This window comes from Streptomyces sp. KMM 9044, assembly GCF_024701375.2.
Classification (GTDB): Bacteria; Actinomycetota; Actinomycetes; order Streptomycetales; family Streptomycetaceae; genus Streptomyces.
Window position 1 is genome coordinate 4,482,464 of the sequence record NZ_CP113910.1, and the last position, 24,126, is coordinate 4,506,589.

The window sequence follows — 24,126 nt, forward strand, 5'->3', positions numbered from 1 at the left end:
CCCACTCAACTTTGTGATCTTCATGTGATCTGCACGGCATGAACTTGTGACAGACGTTCGACTGCCTATACGTTCACCCCTCAAGCGCGGCGTCTCGCTTTTTCGAACGTCACAGGCGAAACGCCGTGCGAGTAACTGTTGTCCTGCGAAAGGTTTCCGCATGCTCTCCGGGAACGGTCGTCACCGTCGCCCCCGCCAGGCTCCGGCTCTTCTCGTCGCGGCCGGAGTGACCGGCTCGGCCATCGCGATCCCCCTCCTCGGAGCCGGCGCCGCCAGTGCTGCCGACGGTTCGACCTGGGACCGGGTGGCCGAGTGCGAGTCGGGCGGCTCTTGGAGCCAGAACTCCGGCAACGGTTACTACGGCGGCCTGCAGTTGACCCAGGAGGACTGGGAGGCCTACGGCGGCCTCGACTACGCGACCAGCGCCGACCAGGCCAGCCGCGGCCAGCAGATAGCCGTGGCCGAGAAGATCCTCGCCGACCAGGGTGTCGGCGTGTGGAGAGCCTGCGGCCTGCTGGGGGGCCTGGACCGGGACGCGTCCGTGCTCGATGCCGGCACCGGCGTGGAGGGCGGCTCACCGGGCGCGTCCGGCTCCGAAAGGTCCGCCACTCCGTCGCCGTCCCAGTCCGCCGGCTCCTCGTCGGACGCGAAGGGCGACGAGGGCGACGAAGCTGCCGCGGACGGCCAGAAGAAGGAAGGAGGAGCGGAGGCCTCTTCCGCTGCTTCTCCCTCCGTCAAGGACGACGACTCGGACAAGTCGGGGCAGAAGGCCGACGCTTCGGAATCGGCCGACGGCGAGGACTCCGGCGGCGGCCGTCACCGCGGCGCCGGCGCCGAGGAGGAAGCGCGCGCGGACCGTGACGCCGGATCCTCGGGGCGGCATGCCTCGCGCGGCGGTCTCGGCTTCACACGCGGCCTCGACGGCTCCTCCCCGTCGAGCGACTCCGGCTCGGGCTCCGCGAGCGGCCCCTCGGTCGCCTCCGACTCCCTTGCTCTCGGCGGCGGATGGCTCGCCCAGTACGGCGGGGGCGACGGGGCCGAGGGTGTCGCCGCCCCGAATCCCACCCTTTTCGGTTAGGGGCTCGCACCTGGATGCGAATCATGTGAAAGGTGACATTTCGACAGCTGCGGCCGACCGCTCGGGCGTCGGCCGTGCGCCGACCGGGCGATGGTGGCGTGCCGGCCGGGTGGCGAGTGGACCGGCGTGCGGAAAAGCGTGTCGGTGGCGGGGGTGGAGAGTCGCGCTTCAGGATGAATGTCCGATTTAAAGATGATGAGAGATAGGTCTCAGAAGCCCTGATCGTCTTTGATAATCCGCCGAGGGCGTGTCTACGGTCGTGATCGCTCGCCATCGCGGGCCCCGGCTGCCACCACGCCGAATCCTGCCAGTGGCCGCACGGGAACAGTCGTCGCGTCATGCGCCGTAGGCAGGAGCGGGGGACCCAAGGTAGGCGCCGGATCCGGTGAAGTACGCCGGATGCGGCTCGGGGTGAAGCCGCGTCCCGCAAGGGAACGCGGCCGGGCAACCCAACCGGCCCGAACCCGACAGCTCACCTCGTAGGCGTCGGTGAGGGGATCCATCCATGCTGTTTTCCAGCAAGGGCAAGCACCGTCGTCCGTCCAAGGCCACCCGTGCCATCGCCGTCGCCGGTGTCACCGGTGCCGCCGTCGCCGCCCCGCTGATGGCGGCCGGCAGTGCCTCCGCCGCCACCGCCGCCGAGTGGGACACCGTCGCCCAGTGCGAGTCCGGTGGCAACTGGTCGATCAACACCGGTAACGGCTACTACGGCGGCCTGCAGTTCTCCGGCTCCACCTGGGCCGGCTACGGCGGCACGAAGTACGCCGCCACCGCCGACCAGGCCAGCAAGGCCCAGCAGATCGAGATCGCCGAGAAGGTTCTCGCGGGCCAGGGCAAGGGTGCCTGGCCGGTCTGCGGCAAGGGCCTGTCCAGCGCCGCCTACACCGGTGGCGGTTCCGCCGGGGGCTCGGGCGACCAGGGCGGCGGCTCCTCGCAGGGCTCCCGGCAGCAGTCCCCGGAGCAGGAGTCCCAGAAGCAGAGCACCGAGGCCGCTCCCGAGCGTTCCGCCGAGCAGAAGGCCTCCCGCTCCGACGAGCGTCCGGCCGCCAAGAAGACCGTCACCACCCCGACCGGCAAGAAGGTCGAGAAGGGCGACGGCGAGTACAAGGTCGTCAAGGGCGACACCCTCAGCTCGATCGCCGCGGAGCGCGACGTCAAGGGCGGCTGGGGCAAGCTGTTCGAGCTGAACGACGACATCGTCGAGGACGCCGACCTCATCTACCCGGGCCAGCAGCTGCACCTGAAGTAGGACGCCGGCCGCGGGTCCGGGCCCCGTTCCCGCGAAGGTCTGCCCCGCTCCGGCGCGTCTCCCCCCGTACGCGCCGGGGCGGGGCTTTTCCGTGGCCGGACCGGGCCTCCCGTTCCCGGGTTTCCCGGAAACGCCTTTGTTCCGTTCGGAAACAATTTACTCTCGGTTCTGTCCGCGAAGCGGCCGACCGGATGGCCGATCGCCCCGGGCCGGATAGGCTCGGGTCCGCAGGGCCCCCGTGGCCCCGCTGAACCACGTCACATCCATGAAGGAGATGCTCGTGCCGTCCATCGACGTCGTCGTAGCCCGGGAAATCCTGGACTCCCGAGGTAACCCCACGGTCGAGGTCGAGGTCGGCCTCGACGACGGCAGTACGGGTCGTGCCGCCGTCCCGTCCGGCGCCTCCACCGGCGCCTTCGAGGCCATCGAACTCCGTGACGGAGACCCCGACCGTTACCAGGGCAAGGGTGTCGAGAAGGCCGTCCTGGCCGTCATCGAGCAGATCGGCCCGGAGCTCGTCGGCTACGACGCCACCGAGCAGCGCCTGATCGACCAGGCGATGTTCGACCTGGACGCCACCGACAACAAGGGCTCCCTCGGCGCCAACGCCATCCTCGGCGTCTCCCTGGCCGTCGCCCACGCCGCCTCCGAGGCCAGCGACCTCCCCCTCTTCCGCTACCTCGGCGGCCCCAACGCGCACCTGCTGCCGGTGCCGATGATGAACATCCTCAACGGCGGTTCGCACGCGGACTCCAATGTGGACATCCAGGAGTTCATGATCGCCCCGATCGGCGCGGAGTCCTTCTCCGAGGCCCTGCGCTGGGGCACCGAGGTCTACCACACGCTGAAGAAGGTGCTGAAGGGCCGCGGCCTGTCCACCGGCCTCGGCGACGAGGGCGGCTTCGCCCCGAACCTCGGCTCCAACCGCGAGGCCCTCGACCTCATCCTTGAGGCCGTCAAGGAAGCCGGTTACACCCCCGGCGAGCAGATCGCCCTCGCGCTCGACGTCGCCGCCTCCGAGTTCTACAAGGACGGCACGTACGTCTTCGAGGGCAAGGAGCGCTCCGCCGCCGAGATGACGGAGTACTACGCCGAGCTGGTCGCCGCGTACCCGCTGGTCTCCATCGAGGACCCGCTGTTCGAGGACGACTGGGACGGCTGGAAGGCCCTCACCGACAAGCTCGGCGACAAGGTCCAGATCGTCGGCGACGACCTGTTCGTCACCAACCCGGAGCGCCTGGCCCGCGGCATCGAGGAGAGCGCGGCCAACGCCCTGCTGGTCAAGGTGAACCAGATCGGTTCGCTGACCGAGACCCTGGACGCCGTCGAGCTGGCCCAGCGCAACGGCTTCAAGTGCATGATGTCGCACCGCTCCGGCGAGACCGAGGACGTCACCATCGCCGACCTGGCCGTCGCCACCAACTGCGGCCAGATCAAGACCGGTGCCCCGGCCCGTTCCGAGCGCGTCGCCAAGTACAACCAGCTGCTGCGCATCGAGGAGATCCTCGACGACGCCGCGGTGTACGCCGGCCGCAGCGCCTTCCCGCGGTTCAAGGGCTGATCTGCTGGTCTGCTGGTCTGCTGGTCTGCTGGTCTGCCGACCCGACGGCCCGTGCCGGGTGACGACCGAGGTCGTCGTGTCCTGGCCGGTCGTCCGTACGTCCCCGGACGCGGTCCCGTACCGTGTCCGGGGACGTACGCGCGTATGACAGGGGAACGGGAGGCGGGGAGATGGCCGTGAAGGACCGGGACCGGTTCTCCACCGCGACCAGGATCCGGCTGATCGGCGAGCAGACCGCCGCCCGGGTCTACCGCTCGCAGACCAAGCGCCAGGCCCGCCGCTCCCGGCTGACCGGCCGGGCCGCGCTGCTCGCCTTGGTCGTCTGCTCGATGGTCGTGGCCCTCGCCTATCCCATGCGGCAGTACGTGTCCCAGCGTGCCGACATCGCCGACCTCCAGCGGGAGCAGGACGCGGCCAGACAGCGGGTCGAACGGCTGCGCGACCTGAAGGCGCGCTGGCAGGACGACGCCTACGCCGAGCAGCAGGTCCGCGCCCGGCTGCACTACGTCATGCCCGGCGAGACCGGCTACATCGTGATCGACCCGGGCGCGGCCGAGCAGCCGCGCGCCGACCGTGGATCGGCCGACCGCCCCTGGTACGCGAACGTCTGGGACGGCGTCGACAGGTCCGACGCGGCCGGGCGATGAGTCCGGCGCCGGGACCGTAGCCTTACTACCCACGAGCACCGCAGAGAGACAGGTATGGACACTCCCGCCCGCCGCCCGGCCACCACTCCTCAAGGGCAGCGCTCAGCGCTGGCGTTGTTCGATCTGCCCACGACCCCGCGCACCGACCCCACCGACGCGGACGTCGAGGCGTTCGAGCAGCAGCTCGGGCGGCCCCCGCGCGGGCTGCGTGCCATCGCGCACCGCTGCCCCTGCGGGCAGCCGGACGTCGTCGAGACCGCGCCGAGGCTGCCCGACGGCACTCCCTTCCCGACGCTGTACTACCTCACCTGCCCCCGGGCCGCCTCGGCGATCGGGACGCTGGAGGCGAACGGCGTGATGAAGGAGATGACGGAGCGGCTGGCGGCGGACCCGGTGCTGGCGGCCGCGTACCGCGCGGCGCATGAGGACTACGTCCGGCGCCGCGACGAGATCGAGGAACTGAAGAACTTCCCGAGCGCCGGCGGGATGCCGGACCGGGTGAAGTGCCTGCACGTCCTGGTCGCCCACTCGCTGGCCGCCGGCCCCGGCGTCAACCCGCTGGGCGACGAGGCGCTCGCGATGCTGCCCCAGTGGTGGAGCAAGGGCCCGTGCGTGACGGTCGCCGAGCCGCCCGCCGGCGAGGGGCGGCAGGTGGAGAGCTCGGACGGCGGCTACTTCGCAGCCAAGCCGATCGAGGAGAACGACCGATGACCCGTGTCGCCGCCATCGACTGCGGTACCAACTCGATCCGGCTCCTGGTGGCCGACGCCGATCCGCTCACGGGTGAACTCGTCGACCTGGACCGGCGCATGACGGTCGTTCGGCTCGGCCAGGGCGTCGACCGCACCGGACGGCTCTCCCCCGAGGCGCTGGAGCGGACGTTCGCCGCCTGCCGCGCGTACGCCCGGGCCATCAAGGAGCACGGCGCGCAGCGTGTCCGCTTCGTCGCCACCTCCGCCTCCCGCGACGCCGAGAACCGCGACGAGTTCGTGCGCGGGGTGCTGGACATCCTCGGCGTGGAGCCCGAGGTCATCACGGGCGACGAGGAGGCCGAGTTCTCCTTCACCGGCGCGACCAGGGAACTGACGGGCCGTGCGGACCTGCACCGCCCGTTCCTGGTCGTGGACATCGGCGGCGGCTCCACCGAGTTCGTCGTGGGCGACGACCACGTACGGGCCGCCCGGTCCGTCGACGTGGGCTGCGTACGGATGACCGAGCGGCACCTGCTGCGGGACGGGACGGTGCAGGACCCGCCGTCCGAGGAGCGGATCGCGGCGATGCGGGCCGACATCGAGGCGGCCCTCGACCAGGCCGAGCGGACGGTTCCGCTGCGCGAGGCCCGCACCCTGGTCGGCCTGGCCGGTTCGGTCACGACCGTGTCGGCGATCGCCCAGGACCTCCCCGCGTACGACTCGACGGCGATCCACCACTCCCGGGTCACCCTGGAACGCGTCCGTGAGATCACCGACCGCCTGCTCCACGCCACTCACGCCGAACGCGCGGCGATCCCCTCCATGCACCCGGGCCGGGTCGATGTCATCGGAGCGGGCGCCCTCGTCCTGCTCTCCCTCATGGAACGCGCCGGCGCGAAGGAGGTCGTCGTCAGCGAGCACGACATCCTGGACGGGATCGCCTGGTCCGTTGCCACTGACGAGCAGCGCTCCGCTGAGCGGCGCGAACACACTTTGAGCAGTGATCGGAAGGGCCTGTCGGGCCCTTCCGAGGGGTGCCGGCGGGAAAGTTCGTGAAGTTCTTCACAAGGAAATGGGCCCGGTAGGCCGAAGAACTGAGTCCGGTTGACCCTTTCGGGCCCCCTGGGCTGCTTTGAACGTGTTCAGGAGGTGCGGGCGAGAGGTCCTCGGGAGGTCGCCGCCGATTCTCCGCAGGGGTCTCACGGTGGCCTCGGGATCGAAGAGAGGCAGCTCACGCGGCATTGACAACGGGTCGCGTGCGGCCCTGGTTCCCGGATTCCGGCATGGACTTGATCACAAAGGCCGGGAAGTGTAACACGACCGCTGTCCGAGCTTGTGAAGGGGCGCACGAGCCCACCCCCCGGGGCGGGTGGATACTCGATGGCATGAGCACCACGGAGCGTCCCAGGATCCTCGTAGTAGGCGGTGGGTACGTAGGCCTGTACGCAGCTCGGCGCATCCAGAAGAAGATGCGTTACGGCGAGGCGACCGTCACCGTCGTCGACCCGCGGTCGTACATGACCTACCAGCCCTTCCTCCCCGAAGCCGCCGCCGGCAACATCTCCCCGCGGCACGTCGTCGTCCCCCTGCGACGCGTGCTCCCCAAGGCGGAGGTTCTCACCGGCCGGGTCACCACCATCGACCAGGACCGCAAGGTCGCCACGATCGCGCCGCTCGTCGGCGAGGCCTACGAGCTGCCCTTCGACTACCTGGTCATCGCGCTCGGCGCGGTCTCCCGCACCTTCCCGATCCCCGGCCTCGCCGAGCAGGGCATCGGCATGAAGGGCATCGAGGAGGCCATCGGCCTGCGCAACCACGTCCTCGAGCAGCTCGACAAGGCCGACTCCACCACGGACGAGGAGATCCGCCGCAAGGCGCTCACCTTCGTCTTCGTCGGCGGTGGCTTCGCGGGTGCGGAGACCATCGGCGAGGTCGAGGACATGGCCCGGGACGCGGCCAAGTACTACAGGAACGTGTCCCGCGAGGACATGCGCTTCATCCTCGTCGACGCCGCCGACAAGATCCTCCCCGAGGTGGGTCCCAAGCTCGGTGCGTACGGCAAGGAGCACCTCGAGAGCCGCGGTGTCGAGGTCTATCTCTCCACCTCCATGGACTCCTGCGTCGACGGCCACGTCGTGCTGAAGAACGGCCTCGAGGTCGACTCCCACACGATCGTGTGGACGGCGGGTGTCAAGCCGAACCCGGCACTGGCCCGCTTCGGCCTGCCGCTGGGCCCGCGCGGCCACGTCGACACCCGGTCGACCCTGCAGGTCACCGGTACCGACTACATCTGGGCCGCGGGCGACAACGCCCAGGTGCCGGACCTCGTGGGCCGCAAGGCCGGCAACGAGAACGCCTGGTGCCCGCCGAACGCCCAGCACGCGCTGCGCCAGGCCAAGGTCCTCGGCGACAACGTGGTCTCCGGGATGCGGGGCTTCCCGCAGAAGGACTACAGCCACGCCAACAAGGGCGCGGTGGCGGGCCTCGGCCTGCACAAGGGCGTCGCGATGATCGTCATGGGCAAGATGAAGATCAAGCTCAAGGGTCGTCTCGCCTGGTACATGCACCGTGGCTACCACGGTCTCGCGATGCCGACCTGGAACCGCAAGATCCGCGTCTTCGCCGACTGGACGCTCGCCGTGTTCCTCAAGCGCGAGGTCGTCTCGCTGGGTGCGATCCAGTCCCCGCGCGAGGAGTTCTACGAGGCCGCGAAGCCGGCGCCGCTGCCCGCGGCCGCCAAGCCGGTCCCGGCCGAGAAGGCCGAGAGCGAGAAGGCCAAGGCCTCCTGACCGCAGGCTTCCCGGCCGCAGGCCACCCGACCGGCAGACCCCTTCAGGCCCGTGCCCGGTCGGTGCCCCCGGCCCGCCCGACCCGACGGCCCGCCCGTCGGAAGCGGCAGGCCATCGGCCGGGCCGTCTTCGGCTCCTCGAAAGGGCCGCCCGCCATCCGTGGTGCGGGCGGCCCTTTCCGGCGTTTTGCCCACCCATGACGCGCGCCGGGGGGTGCCATGCGCCCCGCAGGTGTTTTCTTGGTGACGACATTCCGGGATTTCCCCTCCCCAGGCTCCCGACCTCGCTCGAGCAGGGGACGGCTCTATCGGAGGTGTACACCATGAGAGACGCCGCTCCGCGGCTGAAGAGCCTTGTCGAACAGGTGGTGGGCGCGCCCCTCCCGCTGCGTATCCGTGCCTGGGACGGATCGCAGGCCGGTCCGCCGGGCGCCCCGGTCCTCGTCGTACGCAACCGCCGTGCCCTGCGCCGCCTGCTGTGGAAGCCGGGCGAACTCGGCCTCGCCCGCGCCTGGGTGGCCGGCGACCTCGGCCTCGAGGGCGACCTGTACACCGCCCTCGAGGCCATCTCCGGCCTCGTCTGGCAGCGTGGCGAGGACGCTCCCACCCTCGCCCGGTCCCTGCGCGACCCGGGCGTCCGCTCCGCCGTCCGCGGCCTCGTCGCGCTGGCCGGTCCGCCGCTGCCGCCCGGCCCGCCCCCGGAGGAGGTCCGCAGGCCCCGCCGAGGTCTCCACACCAAGCGCAGCGACCGGCGCGCCATCAGCCACCACTACGACGTCGGCAACGACTTCTACGAGATCGTCCTCGGTCCGTCCATGGTGTACTCCTGCGCCTACTGGCCCGCCCCGCCCCCGCGGGCCACCCTCGAACAGGCCCAGCACGACAAGCTCGAACTCGTCTGCCGCAAACTTGCCCTGACGTCCGGACAGCGGCTCCTGGACGTCGGCTGCGGCTGGGGCTCCATGGCGGTCCACGCCGCCCGCGAGCACGGAGTGAGCGTCGTCGGCGTCACCCTCTCCCAGCAGCAGGCCGGGTACGCACGCAAGCGCGTCGCCGAAGAAGGGCTCACCGACCGCGTCGAGATCCGTGTCCAGGACTACCGTGACGTCACGGACGGTCCCTACGACGCCATCTCCTCGATCGGCATGGCCGAACACGTCGGCTCCCCGCGCTATCTGGAGTACGCCACCGCTCTGCACCGTCTCCTGAAGCCCGGCGGACGGCTGCTGAACCACCAGATCGCGCGCCGCCCGCAGCGGGACGAGACGGAGTACGAACTGACCCCGTTCATCGACGCGTACGTCTTCCCCGACGGCGAACTCGCCCTCGTGGGCACCACCGTGTCCCTGCTGGAGCGGGCCGGCCTGGAGACGCGCGACGTCGAGTCGATCCGCGAGCACTACGCCCTCACCCTGCGCCGCTGGGTGGCGAACCTGGAGGCCGACTGGGACCGGGCGGTCTCCCTCGCGGGGCCCGGCCGCGCCCGCGTCTGGCGGCTGTACATGGCCGCCTCCGCGCTCGCCTTCGAACGCAACCGCCTCGGTGTCAACCAGGTCCTGGCCGTGAAGACCCCCGGATCCGGCGCCTCCGGGCTCCCCCTGCGCGCCCGCACCTGGAACTGACGGGGCGGCACCCGCCCCCCGCCCGTCTCCCGCCCTCGGCACGACGAAGGGCCCTGTTCCGACGACCGACGCCGAACCGGCTCCGGCCACCGGAACAGGGCCCGCGCCCCGTCTTCCGTACTGCTTCACCACCCGGCCGCCGACGGCTACTCGGCCTTGATCGACCCGAGCACGTTCAGCCGGGCCGCCCGCCGGGCCGGCCACAGTGCCGCGAGGACGCCCACGGCGCCGGACAGCAGCAGGAAGACCGCCAGCCGGTCCCAGGGGAGGATCAGTTCGTACGTCGCCACCGCGGAGTCCACCAGCCGGCCGGCCGCCCAGCCGAAGAACACGCCGAGGCCGATGCCGAGCACCCCGCCGAACAGGGAGATCACCAGGGACTCCAGGCGGACCATCCGCTTGACTCCCTTGCGGTCCAGGCCGATCGCGCGGAGCATGCCGATCTCCCGGGAACGCTCGAACACCGACATGGCCAGGGTGTTGACGACCCCGAGGACCGCGACCAGCACGGCCATCGCCAGCAGCCCGTAGACCATGTTCAGCACCAGCGTGAGCGTGGACGCCAGCTCGTTGGAGATGTCCTTCTTGTCCTTCACCTTGATTCCGGGGTTGGTGCCGAGGGCCTCCACCAGCCCGTCCTTCGCCGCGTCGGAGGCGCCGCCGGAGGTCTTCACCATGACCTGCATGTCGGCCGGTTCGTCCGACTGGTGCGGGGCGAGGGTCGCGGTGTCGAGCATGATGCCGCGGAACATCTTGTTGCCCTCGTAGACACCGGCGACCGTCAGCTCCTGCTTCTCGCCGTCCTCGTAGGTGAGGGCGAAGCGCGAACCGGCCTTCCAGCCGTACCCCTCGGCCGTCTCCTGGTCGACGACGATCCGCGTGCCGGCCACCTCGAAGGCGCCGTCGAGGACCGGGAAGTCGGTCAGCTCGCCGATCGAGGCGCCGTCGACGCCGGTGACGAAGTCGGTCCCGCCGTCGAGGCGGACGGCCGCGTTGCGCAGCGGGCTGGTGGCGGTGACGCCGTCGGACTGCGTCAGGGTCCGCTCGACGTCCGGCGACAGCCAGTTGCCGTTCGCCATCGACACCACGTAGTCGGCCTCGATCGAGGAGGTGGCCATCTTGTCGATGGCGTTCTGCAGGCTGCCCGCCACCACCGTCATGCCGGTGATCAGGGTCAGTCCGATCATCAGCGCGGACGCGGTCGCGGCCGTACGGCGCGGGTCGCGCACCGAGTTCTGCCGGGCCAGCTTCCCGGACACCCCGAAGACGCGCAGCACCGGTGCCGCGGCGGCGATCAGCGGGCGGGACAGCAGCGGGGTCAGGACGAACACGCCGATGATCAGCAGCACCGCGCCGATGCCCATGGGGGCCTGGCCGTCCGTGCCGCTCATCGTCGTGGCCGCGAGGACCACCGCGACGCCGGCGCCCGAGACGAGCGCGCCCAGTGTGTTGCGCAGGACGAGCGACCTGGTCGTCGCCTTGGCGTGCACGGAGCTCATCGCCGCCACCGGCGGGATCTTCGCGGCCCGGCGGCCGGGCAGCCAGGCGGCGAGCATGGTGATCAGGATGCCGACCGCGAACGCGGTGCCGACGGTGCCCGGAGTGACGACCAGCGGTCCGGCGGGCACGGACGCGTCGAACGTCCCCATCAGGGCCCGCAGCCCGGCCCCGATGCCGATACCGGTGAGCAGTCCGGCCACGGCGGCCACCGCGCCCACCACGAAGGCCTCGAGCAGCACCGACCGGGTGACCTGCCGACGGGAGGCGCCGACCGCGCGCATCAGCGCCAGCTCCCGGGTGCGCTGGGCGACCAGCATGGTGAAGGTGTTGGCGATGATGAACGTGCCGACGAACAGGGCGACGCCGGCGAACACCAGCAGGCTCTGCTTCATCTCCTCCGTCGAGGCGGCGATCATGCTCGCCTGGTGCTCGGCGAGCTCGGTGCCGGTGGTGGTCTCCACGGCGCCGGCCGGCAGCGCCCTGTCCAGCTCCGCCCGCAGCGCGGCGCCGGAGACGCCGTCCTTCGCCTTGACGGCGATCTCGTCGAACGTGTCCTCCTTGCCGAACAGCTTCTGCGCGGTCGTCGTGTCGAACAGCGCGAGGCTGCCGCCGGCCGCGACATTGCCGTCGTCGGTGGTGAAGACGCCGGTGACGACCGGTTCGAGGACGGGGCCGTCGACCGACATCCGTACGGTGTCACCGACCTGGTAGCCGGTGCGCTTCGCGGTCTCGGCGTCGATGAGGACCTCGTCCGGGCCCTTCGGGGCGTTCCCTTCGGTCAGCGGGTAGCGGGGGTCGTCGGTGCCCCAGTAGTTGCCGCCCTGCGACTGGAAGCCGTCGCCGATCAGCCTGCCGTCCCGGTCGGCCATGGCGGTGAACCCGGTGACGACCCCGATGGCCCGTGCGGCGCCGGGCACCCGGGCACTGTCCTCGACCATGGCCGGGGTCAGCTCGTGGGCCTCACCGAGCTTGTCGCCCTCGGCGTCCTTCCAGCCGGGGGTGACGGCGACGTCCACGTGGTCGAAGCCCTTGGCGGAGCTCTTCTGGAGGGCGTCGGAGATGGTGTTGGTGAAGACCAGGGTTCCCGACACGAAGGCCACGCCGAGCATCACGGCGAGCACGGTCATCAGGAGCCGGGCCTTGTGCGCGAACACGTTGCGCAAGGCGGTACGGAACATGGGTGTCTTCTCGAGTCCAGTCGTACGGGTGGGGGGGGTGCGGGACGTCAGCAGGGGCGGGGTCGCGTCACCACGAGGGGTGACAGCACCTCAGCTGGTGCGGCCCTTGGCGTCGAACTGCTTCATGCGGTCGAGCACCGAGTCGGCCGTCGGTCCGTACACCTCGTCCACGATCCTGCCGTCCGCGAGGAAGACCACCCGGTCCGCGTAGGCCGCGGCGACCGGGTCGTGGGTCACCATGACCACCGTCTGCCCCAGCTCGCGCACGGAGTTGCGCAGGAAGCCGAGTACCTCGGCGCCGGAACGGGAGTCGAGGTTGCCGGTGGGTTCGTCGCCGAAGATGATCTCGGGCCGGGAGGCGAGCGCACGTGCCACGGCGACGCGCTGCTGCTGACCGCCTGACAGCTGCGAGGGCCGGTGGCTCAGCCGGTCGGACAGCCCGATCATCCGGATCACGGTGTCGAGCCACTGCTTGTCCGGCTTGCGCCCCGCGATGTCCATCGGGAGGGTGATGTTCTCCAGGGCCGTCAGGGTCGGCAGCAGGTTGAACGCCTGGAAGATGAAGCCGATCTTGTCCCGGCGCAGCTTGGTCAGCTGCTTGTCCTTGAGGGAGCCCAGTTCGGTGTCGCCGATGCGCACGGAACCGGCCGAGAAGGTGTCGAGCCCGGCCACGCAGTGCATCAGCGTGGACTTGCCGGAGCCGGAGGGGCCCATGATCGCGGTGAACTCGGCCTGCCGGAAGTCCACGGAGACCTGGTCGAGGGCGACCACCCGGGTCTCGCCCTGGCCGTAGATCTTCGACAGCTCCGTGGCACGTGCGGCCACGGCGGTGGTCCGGTCGGCGATGGGTGTGGTGGTCACGGGATGAGCACTCCTGACGGTACGGCGTTTCACAGGAACGGGACGGTCTCCATCGTTGCGCCCGCCCGCCGCCGTGTAGTCACCCGCTGCTCCGGTTCCGGTGGGCGACTCGGGGCGGACTCCGGTGGCCGCCGTCATACCTGGGGATGACGGCGGGCCCGGAGCGGGGAGGAGTCACCGGTTCCGGGGGAGCGCCTTCGTGCCGAGCGGAGTCCCACTGCGTGGTGGATGTGGTGGGAACGGGTGGAGCGCCCTTGTTCGGACGGTGAAATTCCGTCATTCCGTACGCGCGGCCTGCCCCCGCACGCAAGGCTGGTGGCATGTGCTGATGGCGATGTCTCTGGTCTGATGCTCCCTCAGGCGCCAATAAAATAAGACAACATCGGTCCACCACCCCGCAGTTCGGGGGAGGGGTCCCGATAGGGTCGAAGGGCCCACGCGGAGCCCATGGCCTGCCCGGATGGTGGAATGCAGACACGGCGAGCTTAAACCTCGCTGCCCCTGTCGGGGGCGTGCCGGTTCAAGTCCGGCTCCGGGCACCACCGTTGCCGCAACTCCTGATCCGGCAGTTGCCACCGCCCGCGGGGCGACGAGGTGTTCGCACCCGACGGCGCGGCGCCGAAGGGCTTGCTCATGAGGCGCCGGATGCGTGTGCGGGCGTGCTGAACACCAGGAAGCGGAACGCCACGAGCGTGGTCGACGTCCCCGGTGCGGTTGCACCAGGAGTGCCGGGGCAGGGCGGTGCCGACGGGCCGGGACACGTACTCGCGTACGGTCGCGCACCCGCTCGTGAGCACGACGACTCACCGGTGACCACGTGTCGGCGAAGCCGGCCCGGGTGCGCGGGCTTCCCCCGATTCGCCGTATCGCGTCCTTCGGGTTCACCGGCCTGGCCATCGACACCGACGGAGGGCTCTGGGGCTGGGGATCAGCCCTGGTGCTGGGAGGGCACGGCAAGGGCCGAAGCGGTGCGGCGCCCGTGCGCACCCCGGTGCCGGGGCCGGCCCTGGACGTCTCCGGCCGGCACGTGATCGTCGAGGGAGGCATCGAGGAGGGGGATCGGTGCCGGGGCCGGGAAGGCGCCGACGGGGACCTCGCCGCAGGCGGGGCGGCCGGGGGGTGATCTCCGACCGATCCCGGGCAGGTTCCAGGTCGGTCATGGTTCGGTCGCTGCGGTGAAGGGAATCACATGGTCGCGTAGCGTGTTGTGCAGCACGACAAGGGAAAGATCCTCCCCAAGCATTAGGGTCATTCCTTTGCTTACCTATTACTCTTGAGCCCAAGGCCATGCTGTGTGGCCATGGAGGAGTGAAATGAGGAGCAGAAACCCGGTCTTCTCGCGACGGGGGTTCAGCCGCGACAACGGCTACGCGGGCTTCAACACCGCGCCGCAGGCCGGGGGTCCCGCTGTCGCCACGCAGGGCAACCCGTACGCGCAGCCCGCCGGCGACCCGTACGCGCAGAACCCCTACGCGCAGACCCCGTACGGTCAGCAGGACGTGCAGCACGGCGCGCCGCCGCAGGCGCCCGCCGCTGCCGACCGGATGACCATCGACGACGTCGTCATGCGCACGGGCACCACGCTCGGCGTGCTCGTCGTCTTCGCCGCGCTCGCCTGGGCCCTGCTGCCCGTGGACGACGCCAACCTCGGCCGGTCCTACGGCATCGGCATCGGCGCCGCGCTGATCGCCATGGTGCTGGGCTTCGTGCAGGCCTTCAAGCGCAAGGCTGCACCCGCGCTGATCCTGACGTACGCCGCGTTCGAGGGTGTCTTCCTCGGCGTCATCTCCAGCGTCGTCGACAACCGCATCGCCGACGGCGCGGCCATGCAGGCCGTGCTCGGCACCATGGCGGTCTTCGTCGGTGTGCTGGTGGCGTACAGGGCGGGCTGGATCCGCGTCAACCGCCGCTTCTACGGCTTCGTGATGGCGGCCGCGCTCGGCTTCATCCTGCTGATGTCCGTGAACCTGCTGTTCGCGGTGTTCGGCGGCGGTGACGGTCTCGGCTTCCGCAGCGGCCCGCTCGGCATCATCTTCGGTGTCGTCGGCATCATCCTCGGTGCCTGCTTCCTCGCCCTGGACTTCAAGCAGGTCGAGGACGGCCTCGCCTACGGCGCCCCGCGCGAGGAGGCCTGGCTCGCTGCCTTCGGCCTCACGCTGACGCTGGTCTGGCTCTACCTGGAGTTCCTGAGGATCATCGCGATCCTCAACAGCGGTGATTAGCGTCCGGTGATCGGCGCTCGACGCGTCTGATCCACAGGTACGCACGCAAGGGCCCCGGGTTCACCCGGGGCCCTTCGCCGTGGTGCGGACGGGAAGGGGGCGTGGACGGCGGGCGGGGTGTGGACTCAGCGCAGATGGCGCGCGGCCCTTCTCAGGTCGTACTCGTGGACGATCGCCTTGGCATGGCCGTACGCCAGGTCGTACTCGTGGCGGAGCCAGCTGACTTTCTCCTCGAAGCGGAAGAGCGAGGGGCCTTCCTCTTCGACGGTGCGCAGCCAGTCGGAGACCTCACGACCGGTGCAGTGCGGGATGCGGGCGAGCAGGTTGCGGTGGGTCTCCTCGGAGAGGACTTGGGACATCGGCGCCTCCAGCGCAGGGGTGTGAGCCGGTCCTTCAGATCACCGTGCCTGAGCGTTCGTCCGTTGGCAACAGTCCTGCCGTGCCGCGTACGCTCACCGCGTGGTTGATACGACGCCTCTCACCCGTGCCGTGGATCATTTCGCCGACCGCCTGCGGGCCGCGCCGCAGAGCCGGCTGCAGCGGGGGGCCGCCGCCGAGGCGCTCGCCCTGGCCAGGGAACTGGCGTTGCGGACCCAGCGTGTGGAGGAGCCGGGCACCGAGCCCCGCGAGATGCCCGACGCGGGCATGTTCGCCGCCGCCGACCAGGTCACCGTCGCCGGCCACGACCTGGCGCTCGTCCTGGAGGACGAGGGCGAGGTCGCGGAGGCGCTGCGGCTCGTGGAGGAGGCGCAGAAACGCGCCGGGGTGTAGGGCCGCAAGCGGCCCGGGTACACGCCGGCGCGGGGAGGGGCCTGGACCGGAGGCCGGGCGGCAGACCGGAGCGGACAGGGCGGAGCGGACGGCTCAGAGGGACGCGATGACGCGGTCCGCCAGGATGTAGATGTTCTCCTCGCCGCAGGCGAAGGTCAGCGTGTACGCGCCCGAGACGCCGGAACCGCCCAGCAGGAACGGGCTCCGGCCCTCGCGCAGGGTCGCGGCCAGCCGTTCGGCGGTCTCCCGGTGCCCCGGCGTCATGCACAGCGTGGTGCCGTCGGCGAAGACGTAGACGTCCAGTGTGCCCAGCGGGCCGGGGCGGACGTCGGTCAGTTCCACCTCGGAGGAGGCCAGCTCCTCCAGCGTGGAGACGGTGCGCTCGTGGTCGTTCACGACCGGCGACGGGTTCGGGACGAAGTCCGGGTGCGAAGGGTGCCGACGGCGGGCCGCCGCCAGTTCCGGGGACTCGGTGGGCGTAACGCCCTGGACGGAATCCTTCGGGGCGTACTCGTCGGCGTCGGCGCCCGGCTCGGCCACCGGCTCCAGACCCACGAAGTCGGCCTGCCGCGGCATGAACAGCTCACTGTCGGCCAGGCCCAGCAGGGACGGTGCGTCGGGGACGTCACGCGCCTCCTGGGCGGCCCAGAACGCCCGCGCCTCGGCGAGCTCCCGCTCCCGCTCCTCCGCGAGCGCCTCGGCCACGGCCGCGCGTATCTCGTCGGCGTGGGCGGAGCGGGCTGCGGGCAGGAGCGCGCGCGTGGCGGCGGCGCGGTCCTTGACCAGCTCGGCGTGCAGGGCCGCGACCTGCCTGCGCAGCACCAGAATGCTGCGCAGGACAGCGACGCCCACGGCGCCGGTGGCGGCCGTGGTGACCAACAGGGCGATCGGCATGGCGCTCACTGACGTACTCCCGGTTCAAAGTCGACCCCCGACTTCCTACATCAGCTTGAAGGGCGGACTAACCATCTGTCAGTGCGTAACGTCACGAAACGGACAGAGTGTGGTTTCCGGGCCGGGTAGGGGCAGGGCTTTGACCTGCGTGAATCTCCACGGTGGGGGAGATAGGTCACATCCTGGGGGAGATTGGGTCACGGAACGGCCCGGAACCCCGGTGGTTCGGGGGTTCCGGGCCAAGGGTTCACCGGCTGTCTCCTTCCGGCTACTCTGTGCGCTCTCGTGGCGGGAGTGTCCGACTCGGTCAGCTGAGGCGCTCGACGACCATGGCCATACCCTGGCCGCCGCCCACGCACATCGTCTCCAGGCCGAACTGCTTGTCGTGGAACTGGAGGGAGTTGATGAGTGTGGCGGTGATGCGTGCGCCGGTCATGCCGAACGGGTGGCCGACGGCGATCGCGCCGCCGTTGACGTTCAGCTTCTCCAGCGGGATGCCGAGCTCGCGGTAGGAGGGGATGACCTGCGCGGCGAACGCCTCGTTGATCTCGACCAGGTCGATGTCGTCGATGGTGAGGCCGGCGCGGTGCAGCGCCTGCCGGGACGCCTCGACCGGGCCGAGACCCATGATCTCGGGGGAGAGGCCGGAGACGCCGGTGGAGACGATCCGGGCGAGCGGGGTCAGGCCCAGCTCGCGGGCCTTGGTGTCGCTCATGACGACGAGGGCCGCGGCACCGTCGTTGAGCGGGCAGCAGTTGGCGGCGGTGACCATGCCGTCGGGGCGGAAGACGGGCTTGAGGCCCGAGACGCCCTCCAGGGTGACGCCGGCGCGCGGGCCGTCGTCCTTGGCGACGACCGTGCCGTCGGGCAGTGTCACCGGGGTGATCTCGCGCTCCCAGAAGCCGTTCTTGATGGCTTCCTCGGCCAGGTTCTGCGAGCGGACGCCGAACTCGTCCATGTCCTGGCGGGTGACGCCCTTCAGGCGCGCCAGGTTCTCGGCGGTCTGGCCCATCGCGATGTAGGCGTCCGGGACGAGGCCGTCCTCACGCGGGTCGTGCCAGGTGGTGCCCTCCTGCTCCGCGACGGCGGCGGTACGGGCCTCGGCCTCGGCGAAGAAGGGGTTGCGGGTGTCGGGCAGGCTGTCGGAGTTGCCCTTCGCGAACCGGGAGACCGTCTCGACGCCGGCCGAGATGAAGACGTCGCCCTCACCGGCCTTGATGGCGTGCAGCGCCATGCGGGAGGTCTGCAGGGACGACGAGCAGTAGCGCGTGACGGTGCAGCCGGGGAGGTGGTCCATCCCCATCTGCACGGCGACGATGCGGCCGAGGTTGTTGCCCTGCTCGCCGCCGGGGAGGCCGCAGCCGAGCATCAGGTCGTCGATGTCCCCGGGGTCCAGCCCGGGGACCTTGGCGAGGGCGGCCTGGATGATCGAGGCGGTCAGGTCGTCCGGACGCACCTCCTTGAGGGAGCCCTTGAAGGCGCGGCCGATGGGGGAACGGGCGGCAGAGACGATCACGGCTTCGGGCATTACGGCTCCTGACGGAAGGGGTGGCGCGTAGCGCCTCGTTGAGGGGCGGTGGTCGGGCGGGGGGAGGGCGCACCGGGTGGTCGGACAGGACTGCAGGGGAAGTTACCCGGACGTAGCGGCGGGGTCACGGGGCGCGCGGTGTGACACTGGCCGCAGTTTACTAAGCGCTTGCTTTGGTCTGGGTTCCTCCGGATCCCGTGCCTTTCGGGGGTTCCTCCGCCAGGGCGGACCGCGCCCCGGCCTCCGGCTCCCGCACCCGGCGGCGCTTGCGGCGCTTGAGGAGGGCCCAGGGGCCCCTCGGCCCCGTGGGCATGGCCGCGGCGACCTCGGTGCCCGCCTCCGAGGCGGCCTCGGCCGCGGCCCGGGCGACGGGGAGGAAGCCCTCGCGGCGGGCCGCGTCGGGCCGCTCGTCCTGGGCCGGCCACAGGCCGAGCACGGCGCAGACCGTCGGCAGGATGGCCATGGCCGTTGTGGCGTACCCCTCGGCGGAGGGGTGGTAGCTGTCGGGGCCGAAGAGCTCGCGGGGGTTCGCGGCGAACTCGGGGCCGAGCAGGTCGCCCAGCGACACCGTGCGCCCGCCCTGCTCGACCGCGCCGATCGTCTGGGCCGCCGCCAGTTGCCGGGAGGTCCTCCGGGCCAGCCAGCGCAGAGGCTGCTGGACCGGCTCGATCGTGCCCAGGTCGGGACAGGTGCCCACGACGACCTCCGCACCCGCCGTACGCAGCCGGCGCACCGCCGCCGACAGGTGACGCACGGAGAGCGCGGGCGGCATGCGGTGCGTGACGTCGTTGGCGCCGATCATGATCACGCAGATGTCGGGCACCCGGGCCGGGTCCGCCAGGGCCCGCTTCACCTGCCGGTCCAGATCGTCGGAACAGGCCCCGGGCGTCGCCACCGTGCTCAGCCCCACCGGCCGCTCCGCGACCGCCGCGACCCCCGCCGCCAGCAGCGCGCCCGGGGTCTGACCGGCCCGGTGCACGCCCTGGCCGGCGGCCGTGGAGTCGCCCAGCATCGTCAGCCGCAGTGCCGGCTGCCCGGGCACCGTGTAGGCGGCGCCGTACAGCCCGTCCGCGTTCGGTACGTCCGGGCTCCTGCCGTTGCCCACGCGGCGCCGCGCCAGCCGGACCTCGGCCAGCAGCAGCCCGACGCCGGCCGCACCGGCCAGGCCGATGCCCCCGCCGCCGTACGCGGCACCGGCCGCGATCCGCCGGGCCACCCTTGCCCGCGACATCCTCGTCATGCCCCGCCGCCACCTCCTCCGAGCCGTACCGCTGTCCGGCCTCACCGCCGCACACCCACTGCTTGCCCCGTACGGAACGTGATCAAATCTTCGCGGTGGGTGAACGGCCGGGGAGGGCCGGTCCGGGACGGGGCGGCCCGGGGTGCGGTGGTGGGTCCGGGTCCGGGGTCACGGACAGGGTCCGGAGCAGGCCCTAGGCTGGCATCACCACTTCAACCACACCTTTTGCAGCATCCGGAGACAACGGTGCAATTCCACGACTCGATGATCAGCCTCGTCGGCAACACCCCGCTCGTGAGGCTCAACAACGTCACCCACGGCATCAGGGCGACCGTCCTGGCCAAGGTGGAGTACTTCAACCCCGGCGGATCGGTGAAGGACCGCATCGCCCTGCGCATGATCGAGGCGGCGGAGAAGAGCGGAGAGCTGCGTCCGGGCGGCACCATCGTCGAGCCGACCAGCGGCAACACCGGTGTGGGCCTGGCCATCGTGGCCCAGCAGAAGGGGTACAAGTGCATCTTCGTGTGCCCCGACAAGGTCTCCCTGGACAAGATCAACGTGCTGCGGGCGTACGGGGCCGAAGTGGTCGTCTGTCCGACCGCGGTGGACCCCGGGCACCCCGACTCGTACTACAACGTCTCCGACCGGCTGGTCCGTGAGACACCGGGGGCCTGGAAGCCGGACCAGTACTCCAACCCCAACAACCCGCTCAGCCACTACGAGTCCACCGGCCCGGAGCTGTGGGAGCAGACCGAGGGGAAGATCACCCACTTCGTGACCGGCGTCGGCACCGGCGGCACCATCTCCGGGACCGGGCGCTACCTCAAGGACGTCAGCGACGGCCGCGTCCAGGTCGTCGGCGCCGACCCCGAGGGCTCCGTCTACTCCGGCGGCTCCGGGCGGCCCTACCTGGTGGAGGGCGTCGGCGAGGACTTCTGGCCGACCGCCTACGACCGGACCGTCGCGGACGAGATCGTCCCCGTGTCCGACAAGGACTCCTTCCAGATGACCCGGCGTCTCGCGAAGGAGGAGGGCCTGCTCGTCGGCGGATCGTGCGGCATGGCCGTCGTCGCGGCGCTGCGGGTCGCCGAGCGGCTCGGCGAGGACGACGTCGTGGTGGTGCTGCTCCCGGACAGCGGACGCGGCTACCTCAGCAAGATCTTCAACGACGAGTGGATGGCCGACTACGGCTTCCTCGAGGATGCCGGCCCGAGCGCGCGTGTCAGCGCCGTCCTCGACCACAAGGAGGGCGGCCACATGCCGTCCCTCGTGCACATGCACCCCGACGAGACCGTCGGGCAGGCCATCGAGGTGCTGCGCGAGTACGGCGTCTCGCAGATGCCGGTCGTCAAACCGGGCGCCGGGCACCCGGACGTGATGGCGGCCGAGGTCGTCGGCTCGGTGGTGGAACGGGCACTGCTCGACGCGTTGTTCAGCAAGAACGCCTCGCTCGACGACCCGCTGGAGAAGCACATGTCCGCCCCGCTGCCGCAGGTCGGCTCCGGTGAGCCGGTCGCGGACCTGATGGCCGTGCTGGGCAGGGCCGATGCGGCGATCGTCCTGGTCGAGGGCAGGCCGACCGGTGTGGTCAGCCGCCAGGACCTGCTCTCCTTCCTCGCCAAGGACGGCAGGTGACCGTCGGCAGGTGAACGTCGGCGCGTGACGGGCGCGGAGACGGGCGGCCGGCGGGCGGGACGTTCACGGGCGGCTGGCGCCCACCGGCCGGGAGCGAACCGGCCGCGAACGACGGGAGCCGGGCCGCACGTGATCTTCGTGGACTTCGCGGAAGTGGTACGCGGGCGTCACGTGCGCGCAGCACTCGCTTAACACCGGTCCGGCAGATTGGTCGTTGTCGGCGGGCAGGGAGCGGCTCCCCTTCCCGGCCGACAGGGAACGGCGTCACAGGACCTCCGGAGCGGCTCCCGGACCTCCATGGACGCCAGACGCGCAACCCGGCCCGGCCGGCCCGCGTCGCCACGCGGGGACCACCGTCGTCCCGCCCCCCGGTAACGGGGGTGCGGTGGTCCCCGCGTCAACCCCGTCCCGCGATTCCGTCCGGCCGCCCGTGCTCGGTACTCCGCGCCCGGCCCTCCGTCCCGGCCCCCGGGTGCTCAGTCCTCCCAGGCGTCGTCCTGCCGCCGGTGCCCGCGGCGACCGAACAGGCCCGGGTCGGTGCGGGCCGCCTGGACGACGTTCACGCCGACGATGCCCAGCCAGGCGGCCAGCAGGCCGGGCAGATGGGCCACGCCGCCGCCGATCGCGGACAGCGGCACCGCCAGGACCAGGGAGACGATCCCGAAGCCGAACCGCTCACCCCAGGTGTCCGTGGCCTTCGGCGACCGGGAGTCCCGGGCCACCGTCATCTGCTGTTCGGCGAGCTGCCGGCGCACCCGGCGCTCCACCGCACCGTCGATACGCTGGTCGACCTTCTCCAGGAACGAGTCGACCAGCGCGGACTCGTACTCGTCGCCCAGTTCCCCGCGGGCCCGCAGGGTGGCGTTGAGTTCCTTCTTCAGATCGGTGTCCCGTGCATCCATTCCGGTCATACGGACCACGGTAGACAGCCCGGCCGCCCGGGGCACGGGGGATGACCCCCCTTGCCGGCGGGGGGTCTGCCCGCTCCCGGTCGTGCGCGCCCCGCGTTCGCCTGTATAACGGCATGCAGGAAGCACCGTGGGTGAATAGGCCGTGTGGGCGGCCGGGGGACCGGAGCCGGTGAACAGGTCGAGGGGGAGCCACGTCATGAGCGTCACCGAAGGGCCTGCCGCGCGCCTGCAGGCGCTGTTCGAGGGGCACCGGCTGACGCCGACGCAGCGGCGCATCGCGCACAGCATGGTGCGGCGCGCCGCCGACGTGCCGTTCCTGTCCAGCGTGGAACTGGCCGAACTGGCCGGCGTCAGCCAGCCCTCCGTGACCCGGTTCGCGGTCGCCCTCGGCTTCGACGGCTATCCCGCCCTGCGGCGGCATCTGCGCGAGGTCGTGCCCTTCGGACCGCCGGCGCCGGACGCCGGGTCGTACAACGAGTACCAGCAGGCCGTCGAGGCCGAGATCGGGAACCTGCGGCACCTGGCCGAGGTGCTCGCCGATCCGGAGCCGGTCCGGCGGGCGGGACGGATCCTCGCGGGCAGCCGGCCGCTGCCCGTGCTCGGGCTGCGCGCGGCGGCGGCACAGGCCCACGGCTTCGCCTACTTCGCCTCCAAGGTCCACCCCGACGTACGGCTGCTCGACGAGGGCGGCACCATGCTCCACGACCGCATCGACGCCGCCGTGGCGGCCGGAGCCGGAGCCCTGCTCTGCTTCGCGCTGCCCCGGCATCCCCGGGAGGCCGTCGATGCCCTCACCCACGCCAAGGAGACGGGGCTGACCGTCGTCACCGTCGCCGACTCCGCCTTCGCGCCGGTCGCCAAGTTCTCCGACCTGCTGCTGCCCGCCGCCGTCGGCACCGGGCTCGCCTTCGACACGGCGTGCGCGCCGATGCTGCTGGGCCGGGTGCTGCTGGAGGCGATGTGCGACGACCTGCCCGACGCCCAGGCCCGCCTGGAGGAGTTCGACACGAAGGCGGCGACGCGCGGCCTGTTCGTGGAGTGACGGCGCGAGGCGCCGTTCTTGGCGCGGTATCTCAGATTTCTCTCACCTCGATTCACTAATCTGCGCTCCGTACCCTACGGACGCTCCACTGCAGTGGGACGGGAGGCTGGACGTGATGCGCGGAGGACAAGGGCTGGCTCGGGTTGCCGTGGTCGTGCGGGCCGGGGCGGCGCCACTGGGATGGCTGGGCGTGGCCGCGGCGGGCACCGGCGTGCTGGTGCCGGGACTGACCGGCCGCCGGATCGGTGTGCTGGCCGGGGCCGCGCTGTTCCTCGTGGCCATGGCCGTGGTGGCGTACGTACGGCGCGGGCGGTACCGCGAGCTGGCCCGGCCGGCGGTGCGGGCGGGCCAGCACGACGTGCTCCGGGACCGCGCGGTCAGCGTGCGCAACTGGCGACGCCGGCACCGCTGGTGGCTGCTGCTGGCCTTCCTCGCCGCCCTGGGCAGCGGGTTCGCGGTGCCCGCGGCGGGAGGTCTGCTGCTCGCCGGGTGTGGTGCGGGCCTGTGGCTGAAGGCGTCCTGGATCGGCCGTCTGGAGCAGGCGGACGAGGTCCTTCTGTGGGTCCGCGTCGACTGGCTGAGCGGCGGCGCGGGCAGTCCGGCCGGCAAGGCGGTCAAGGGCTACCGCACCACAGGCATCGCGGCGGGCGACGCGACCCCGGGCGGCGCCCGCCGCCGGGCCTCGGCCCTGACCTGACCTGACCTGA

The 24,126-nt window shown here is 71.3% G+C and carries 20 protein-coding genes, 1 tRNA gene, 1 pseudogene and 1 riboswitch; of the genes and pseudogenes, 15 read left to right on the plus strand and 7 right to left on the minus strand.

Translation table 11 applies throughout. From position 1 onward, the window contains the following. Positions 1-160 precede the first annotated feature (160 nt). The 8 genes and pseudogenes from HUV60_RS20245 to HUV60_RS20280 all read left to right on the plus strand — a co-directional run bounded on the left by HUV60_RS20245 (position 161) and on the right by HUV60_RS20280 (position 9,637). The gene (locus HUV60_RS20245) at positions 161-1,078 is read left to right on the plus strand and encodes a transglycosylase family protein (protein ID WP_257848661.1); all 918 of its coding nucleotides are present in this window, start codon (positions 161-163) and stop codon (positions 1,076-1,078) included. A 331-nt stretch (positions 1,079-1,409) separates the two neighbouring features. Beyond that, a riboswitch (cyclic di-AMP (ydaO/yuaA leader) is annotated at positions 1,410-1,579 on the plus strand. Positions 1,580-1,583: 4 nt separating this feature from the next. Next, on the plus strand, positions 1,584-2,327 hold the full coding sequence (locus HUV60_RS20250) for a transglycosylase family protein (RefSeq protein WP_257848662.1): 744 nt from the start codon (positions 1,584-1,586) through the stop codon (positions 2,325-2,327). Positions 2,328-2,607: 280 nt separating this feature from the next. Continuing rightward, on the plus strand, positions 2,608-3,888 hold the full coding sequence (gene eno / locus HUV60_RS20255) for a phosphopyruvate hydratase (RefSeq protein WP_257848663.1): 1,281 nt from the start codon (positions 2,608-2,610) through the stop codon (positions 3,886-3,888). A 170-nt stretch (positions 3,889-4,058) separates the two neighbouring features. Further along, on the plus strand, positions 4,059-4,535 hold the full coding sequence (locus HUV60_RS20260; protein ID WP_257848664.1) for an FtsB family cell division protein: 477 nt from the start codon (positions 4,059-4,061) through the stop codon (positions 4,533-4,535). 54 nt (positions 4,536-4,589) lie between these two features. Further along, positions 4,590-5,246: a DUF501 domain-containing protein gene (locus tag HUV60_RS20265; protein ID WP_257848665.1), complete on the plus strand. Its 657-nt coding sequence runs from the start codon at positions 4,590-4,592 to the stop codon at positions 5,244-5,246. Continuing rightward, positions 5,243-6,181: pseudogene (locus tag HUV60_RS20270) on the plus strand (Ppx/GppA phosphatase family protein); the annotation flags it as partial. The gene HUV60_RS20265 and the pseudogene HUV60_RS20270, both read left to right, overlap by 4 nt. A 431-nt stretch (positions 6,182-6,612) precedes the next feature. Then, positions 6,613-8,016 (plus strand): NAD(P)/FAD-dependent oxidoreductase, encoded by a 1,404-nt coding sequence (locus HUV60_RS20275; RefSeq protein WP_257848666.1) that lies wholly within the window; start codon positions 6,613-6,615, stop codon positions 8,014-8,016. A gap of 322 nt (positions 8,017-8,338) precedes the next feature. Then, positions 8,339-9,637 (plus strand): SAM-dependent methyltransferase, encoded by a 1,299-nt coding sequence (locus HUV60_RS20280; RefSeq protein WP_257848667.1) that lies wholly within the window; start codon positions 8,339-8,341, stop codon positions 9,635-9,637. A gap of 146 nt (positions 9,638-9,783) precedes the next feature. On the opposite strand, the gene HUV60_RS20285 is transcribed toward HUV60_RS20280, so the two are convergent. Further along, the gene (locus tag HUV60_RS20285) at positions 9,784-12,315 is read right to left on the minus strand and encodes an ABC transporter permease (protein WP_257848668.1); all 2,532 of its coding nucleotides are present in this window, start codon (positions 12,313-12,315) and stop codon (positions 9,784-9,786) included. Positions 12,316-12,405: 90 nt separating this feature from the next. Beyond that, positions 12,406-13,176 (minus strand): ABC transporter ATP-binding protein, encoded by a 771-nt coding sequence (locus HUV60_RS20290; RefSeq protein ID WP_257848669.1) that lies wholly within the window; start codon positions 13,174-13,176, stop codon positions 12,406-12,408. Between the two features lie 454 nt (positions 13,177-13,630). On the opposite strand from HUV60_RS20290, the gene HUV60_RS20295 reads away from it, so the two are divergent. The 3 genes from HUV60_RS20295 (at position 13,631) to HUV60_RS20305 (ending at position 15,398) form a co-directional block, all read left to right on the plus strand. Further along, positions 13,631-13,718: transfer RNA gene (locus tag HUV60_RS20295), tRNA-Leu, on the plus strand. Positions 13,719-13,993: 275 nt separating this feature from the next. Further along, positions 13,994-14,299, plus strand: a complete 306-nt coding sequence (locus HUV60_RS20300) for a hypothetical protein (RefSeq protein WP_257848670.1) — start codon at positions 13,994-13,996, stop codon at positions 14,297-14,299. 190 nt (positions 14,300-14,489) lie between these two features. Beyond that, positions 14,490-15,398, plus strand: a complete 909-nt coding sequence (locus HUV60_RS20305; protein WP_257848671.1) for a Bax inhibitor-1/YccA family protein — start codon at positions 14,490-14,492, stop codon at positions 15,396-15,398. A 125-nt stretch (positions 15,399-15,523) separates the two neighbouring features. On the opposite strand, the gene HUV60_RS20310 is transcribed toward HUV60_RS20305, so the two are convergent. Then, positions 15,524-15,757, minus strand: coding sequence for a DUF4287 domain-containing protein (locus tag HUV60_RS20310; RefSeq protein WP_257848672.1), 234 nt, complete (start codon positions 15,755-15,757; stop codon positions 15,524-15,526). A 100-nt stretch (positions 15,758-15,857) separates the two neighbouring features. Here HUV60_RS20310 and HUV60_RS20315 point away from each other — a divergent pair, with 100 nt between their 5' ends. Continuing rightward, complete coding sequence (locus tag HUV60_RS20315) at positions 15,858-16,169, plus strand: hypothetical protein (RefSeq protein ID WP_257848673.1); 312 nt, start codon at positions 15,858-15,860, stop codon at positions 16,167-16,169. Positions 16,170-16,262: 93 nt separating this feature from the next. On the opposite strand, the gene HUV60_RS20320 is transcribed toward HUV60_RS20315, so the two are convergent. From HUV60_RS20320 to HUV60_RS20330, 3 genes are all read right to left on the minus strand, one after another. Continuing rightward, positions 16,263-17,072, minus strand: a complete 810-nt coding sequence (locus HUV60_RS20320) for a hypothetical protein (protein WP_257848674.1) — start codon at positions 17,070-17,072, stop codon at positions 16,263-16,265. Between the two features lie 298 nt (positions 17,073-17,370). Then, positions 17,371-18,591, minus strand: a complete 1,221-nt coding sequence (locus HUV60_RS20325) for an acetyl-CoA C-acetyltransferase (protein ID WP_257848675.1) — start codon at positions 18,589-18,591, stop codon at positions 17,371-17,373. Positions 18,592-18,751: 160 nt separating this feature from the next. After that, positions 18,752-19,831 carry an SGNH/GDSL hydrolase family protein gene (locus HUV60_RS20330; RefSeq protein ID WP_257848676.1) on the minus strand — a complete coding sequence of 360 codons (1,080 nt, stop codon included), beginning with the start codon at positions 19,829-19,831 and terminating at the stop codon, positions 18,752-18,754. A 246-nt stretch (positions 19,832-20,077) separates the two neighbouring features. On the opposite strand from HUV60_RS20330, the gene HUV60_RS20335 reads away from it, so the two are divergent. Next, complete coding sequence (locus tag HUV60_RS20335) at positions 20,078-21,466, plus strand: cystathionine beta-synthase (RefSeq protein WP_257848677.1); 1,389 nt, start codon at positions 20,078-20,080, stop codon at positions 21,464-21,466. Positions 21,467-21,942: 476 nt separating this feature from the next. Here HUV60_RS20335 and HUV60_RS20340 read toward each other — a convergent pair whose 3' ends face one another. Continuing rightward, complete coding sequence (locus tag HUV60_RS20340; RefSeq protein WP_257848678.1) at positions 21,943-22,377, minus strand: hypothetical protein; 435 nt, start codon at positions 22,375-22,377, stop codon at positions 21,943-21,945. 196 nt (positions 22,378-22,573) lie between these two features. Between HUV60_RS20340 and HUV60_RS20345 the strand changes: the two genes are divergently transcribed. Then, on the plus strand, positions 22,574-23,419 hold the full coding sequence (locus tag HUV60_RS20345) for a MurR/RpiR family transcriptional regulator (RefSeq protein WP_257848679.1): 846 nt from the start codon (positions 22,574-22,576) through the stop codon (positions 23,417-23,419). 115 nt (positions 23,420-23,534) lie between these two features. Further along, positions 23,535-24,116: a hypothetical protein gene (locus tag HUV60_RS20350; RefSeq protein ID WP_257848680.1), complete on the plus strand. Its 582-nt coding sequence runs from the start codon at positions 23,535-23,537 to the stop codon at positions 24,114-24,116. Positions 24,117-24,126: the final 10 nt, after the last annotated feature.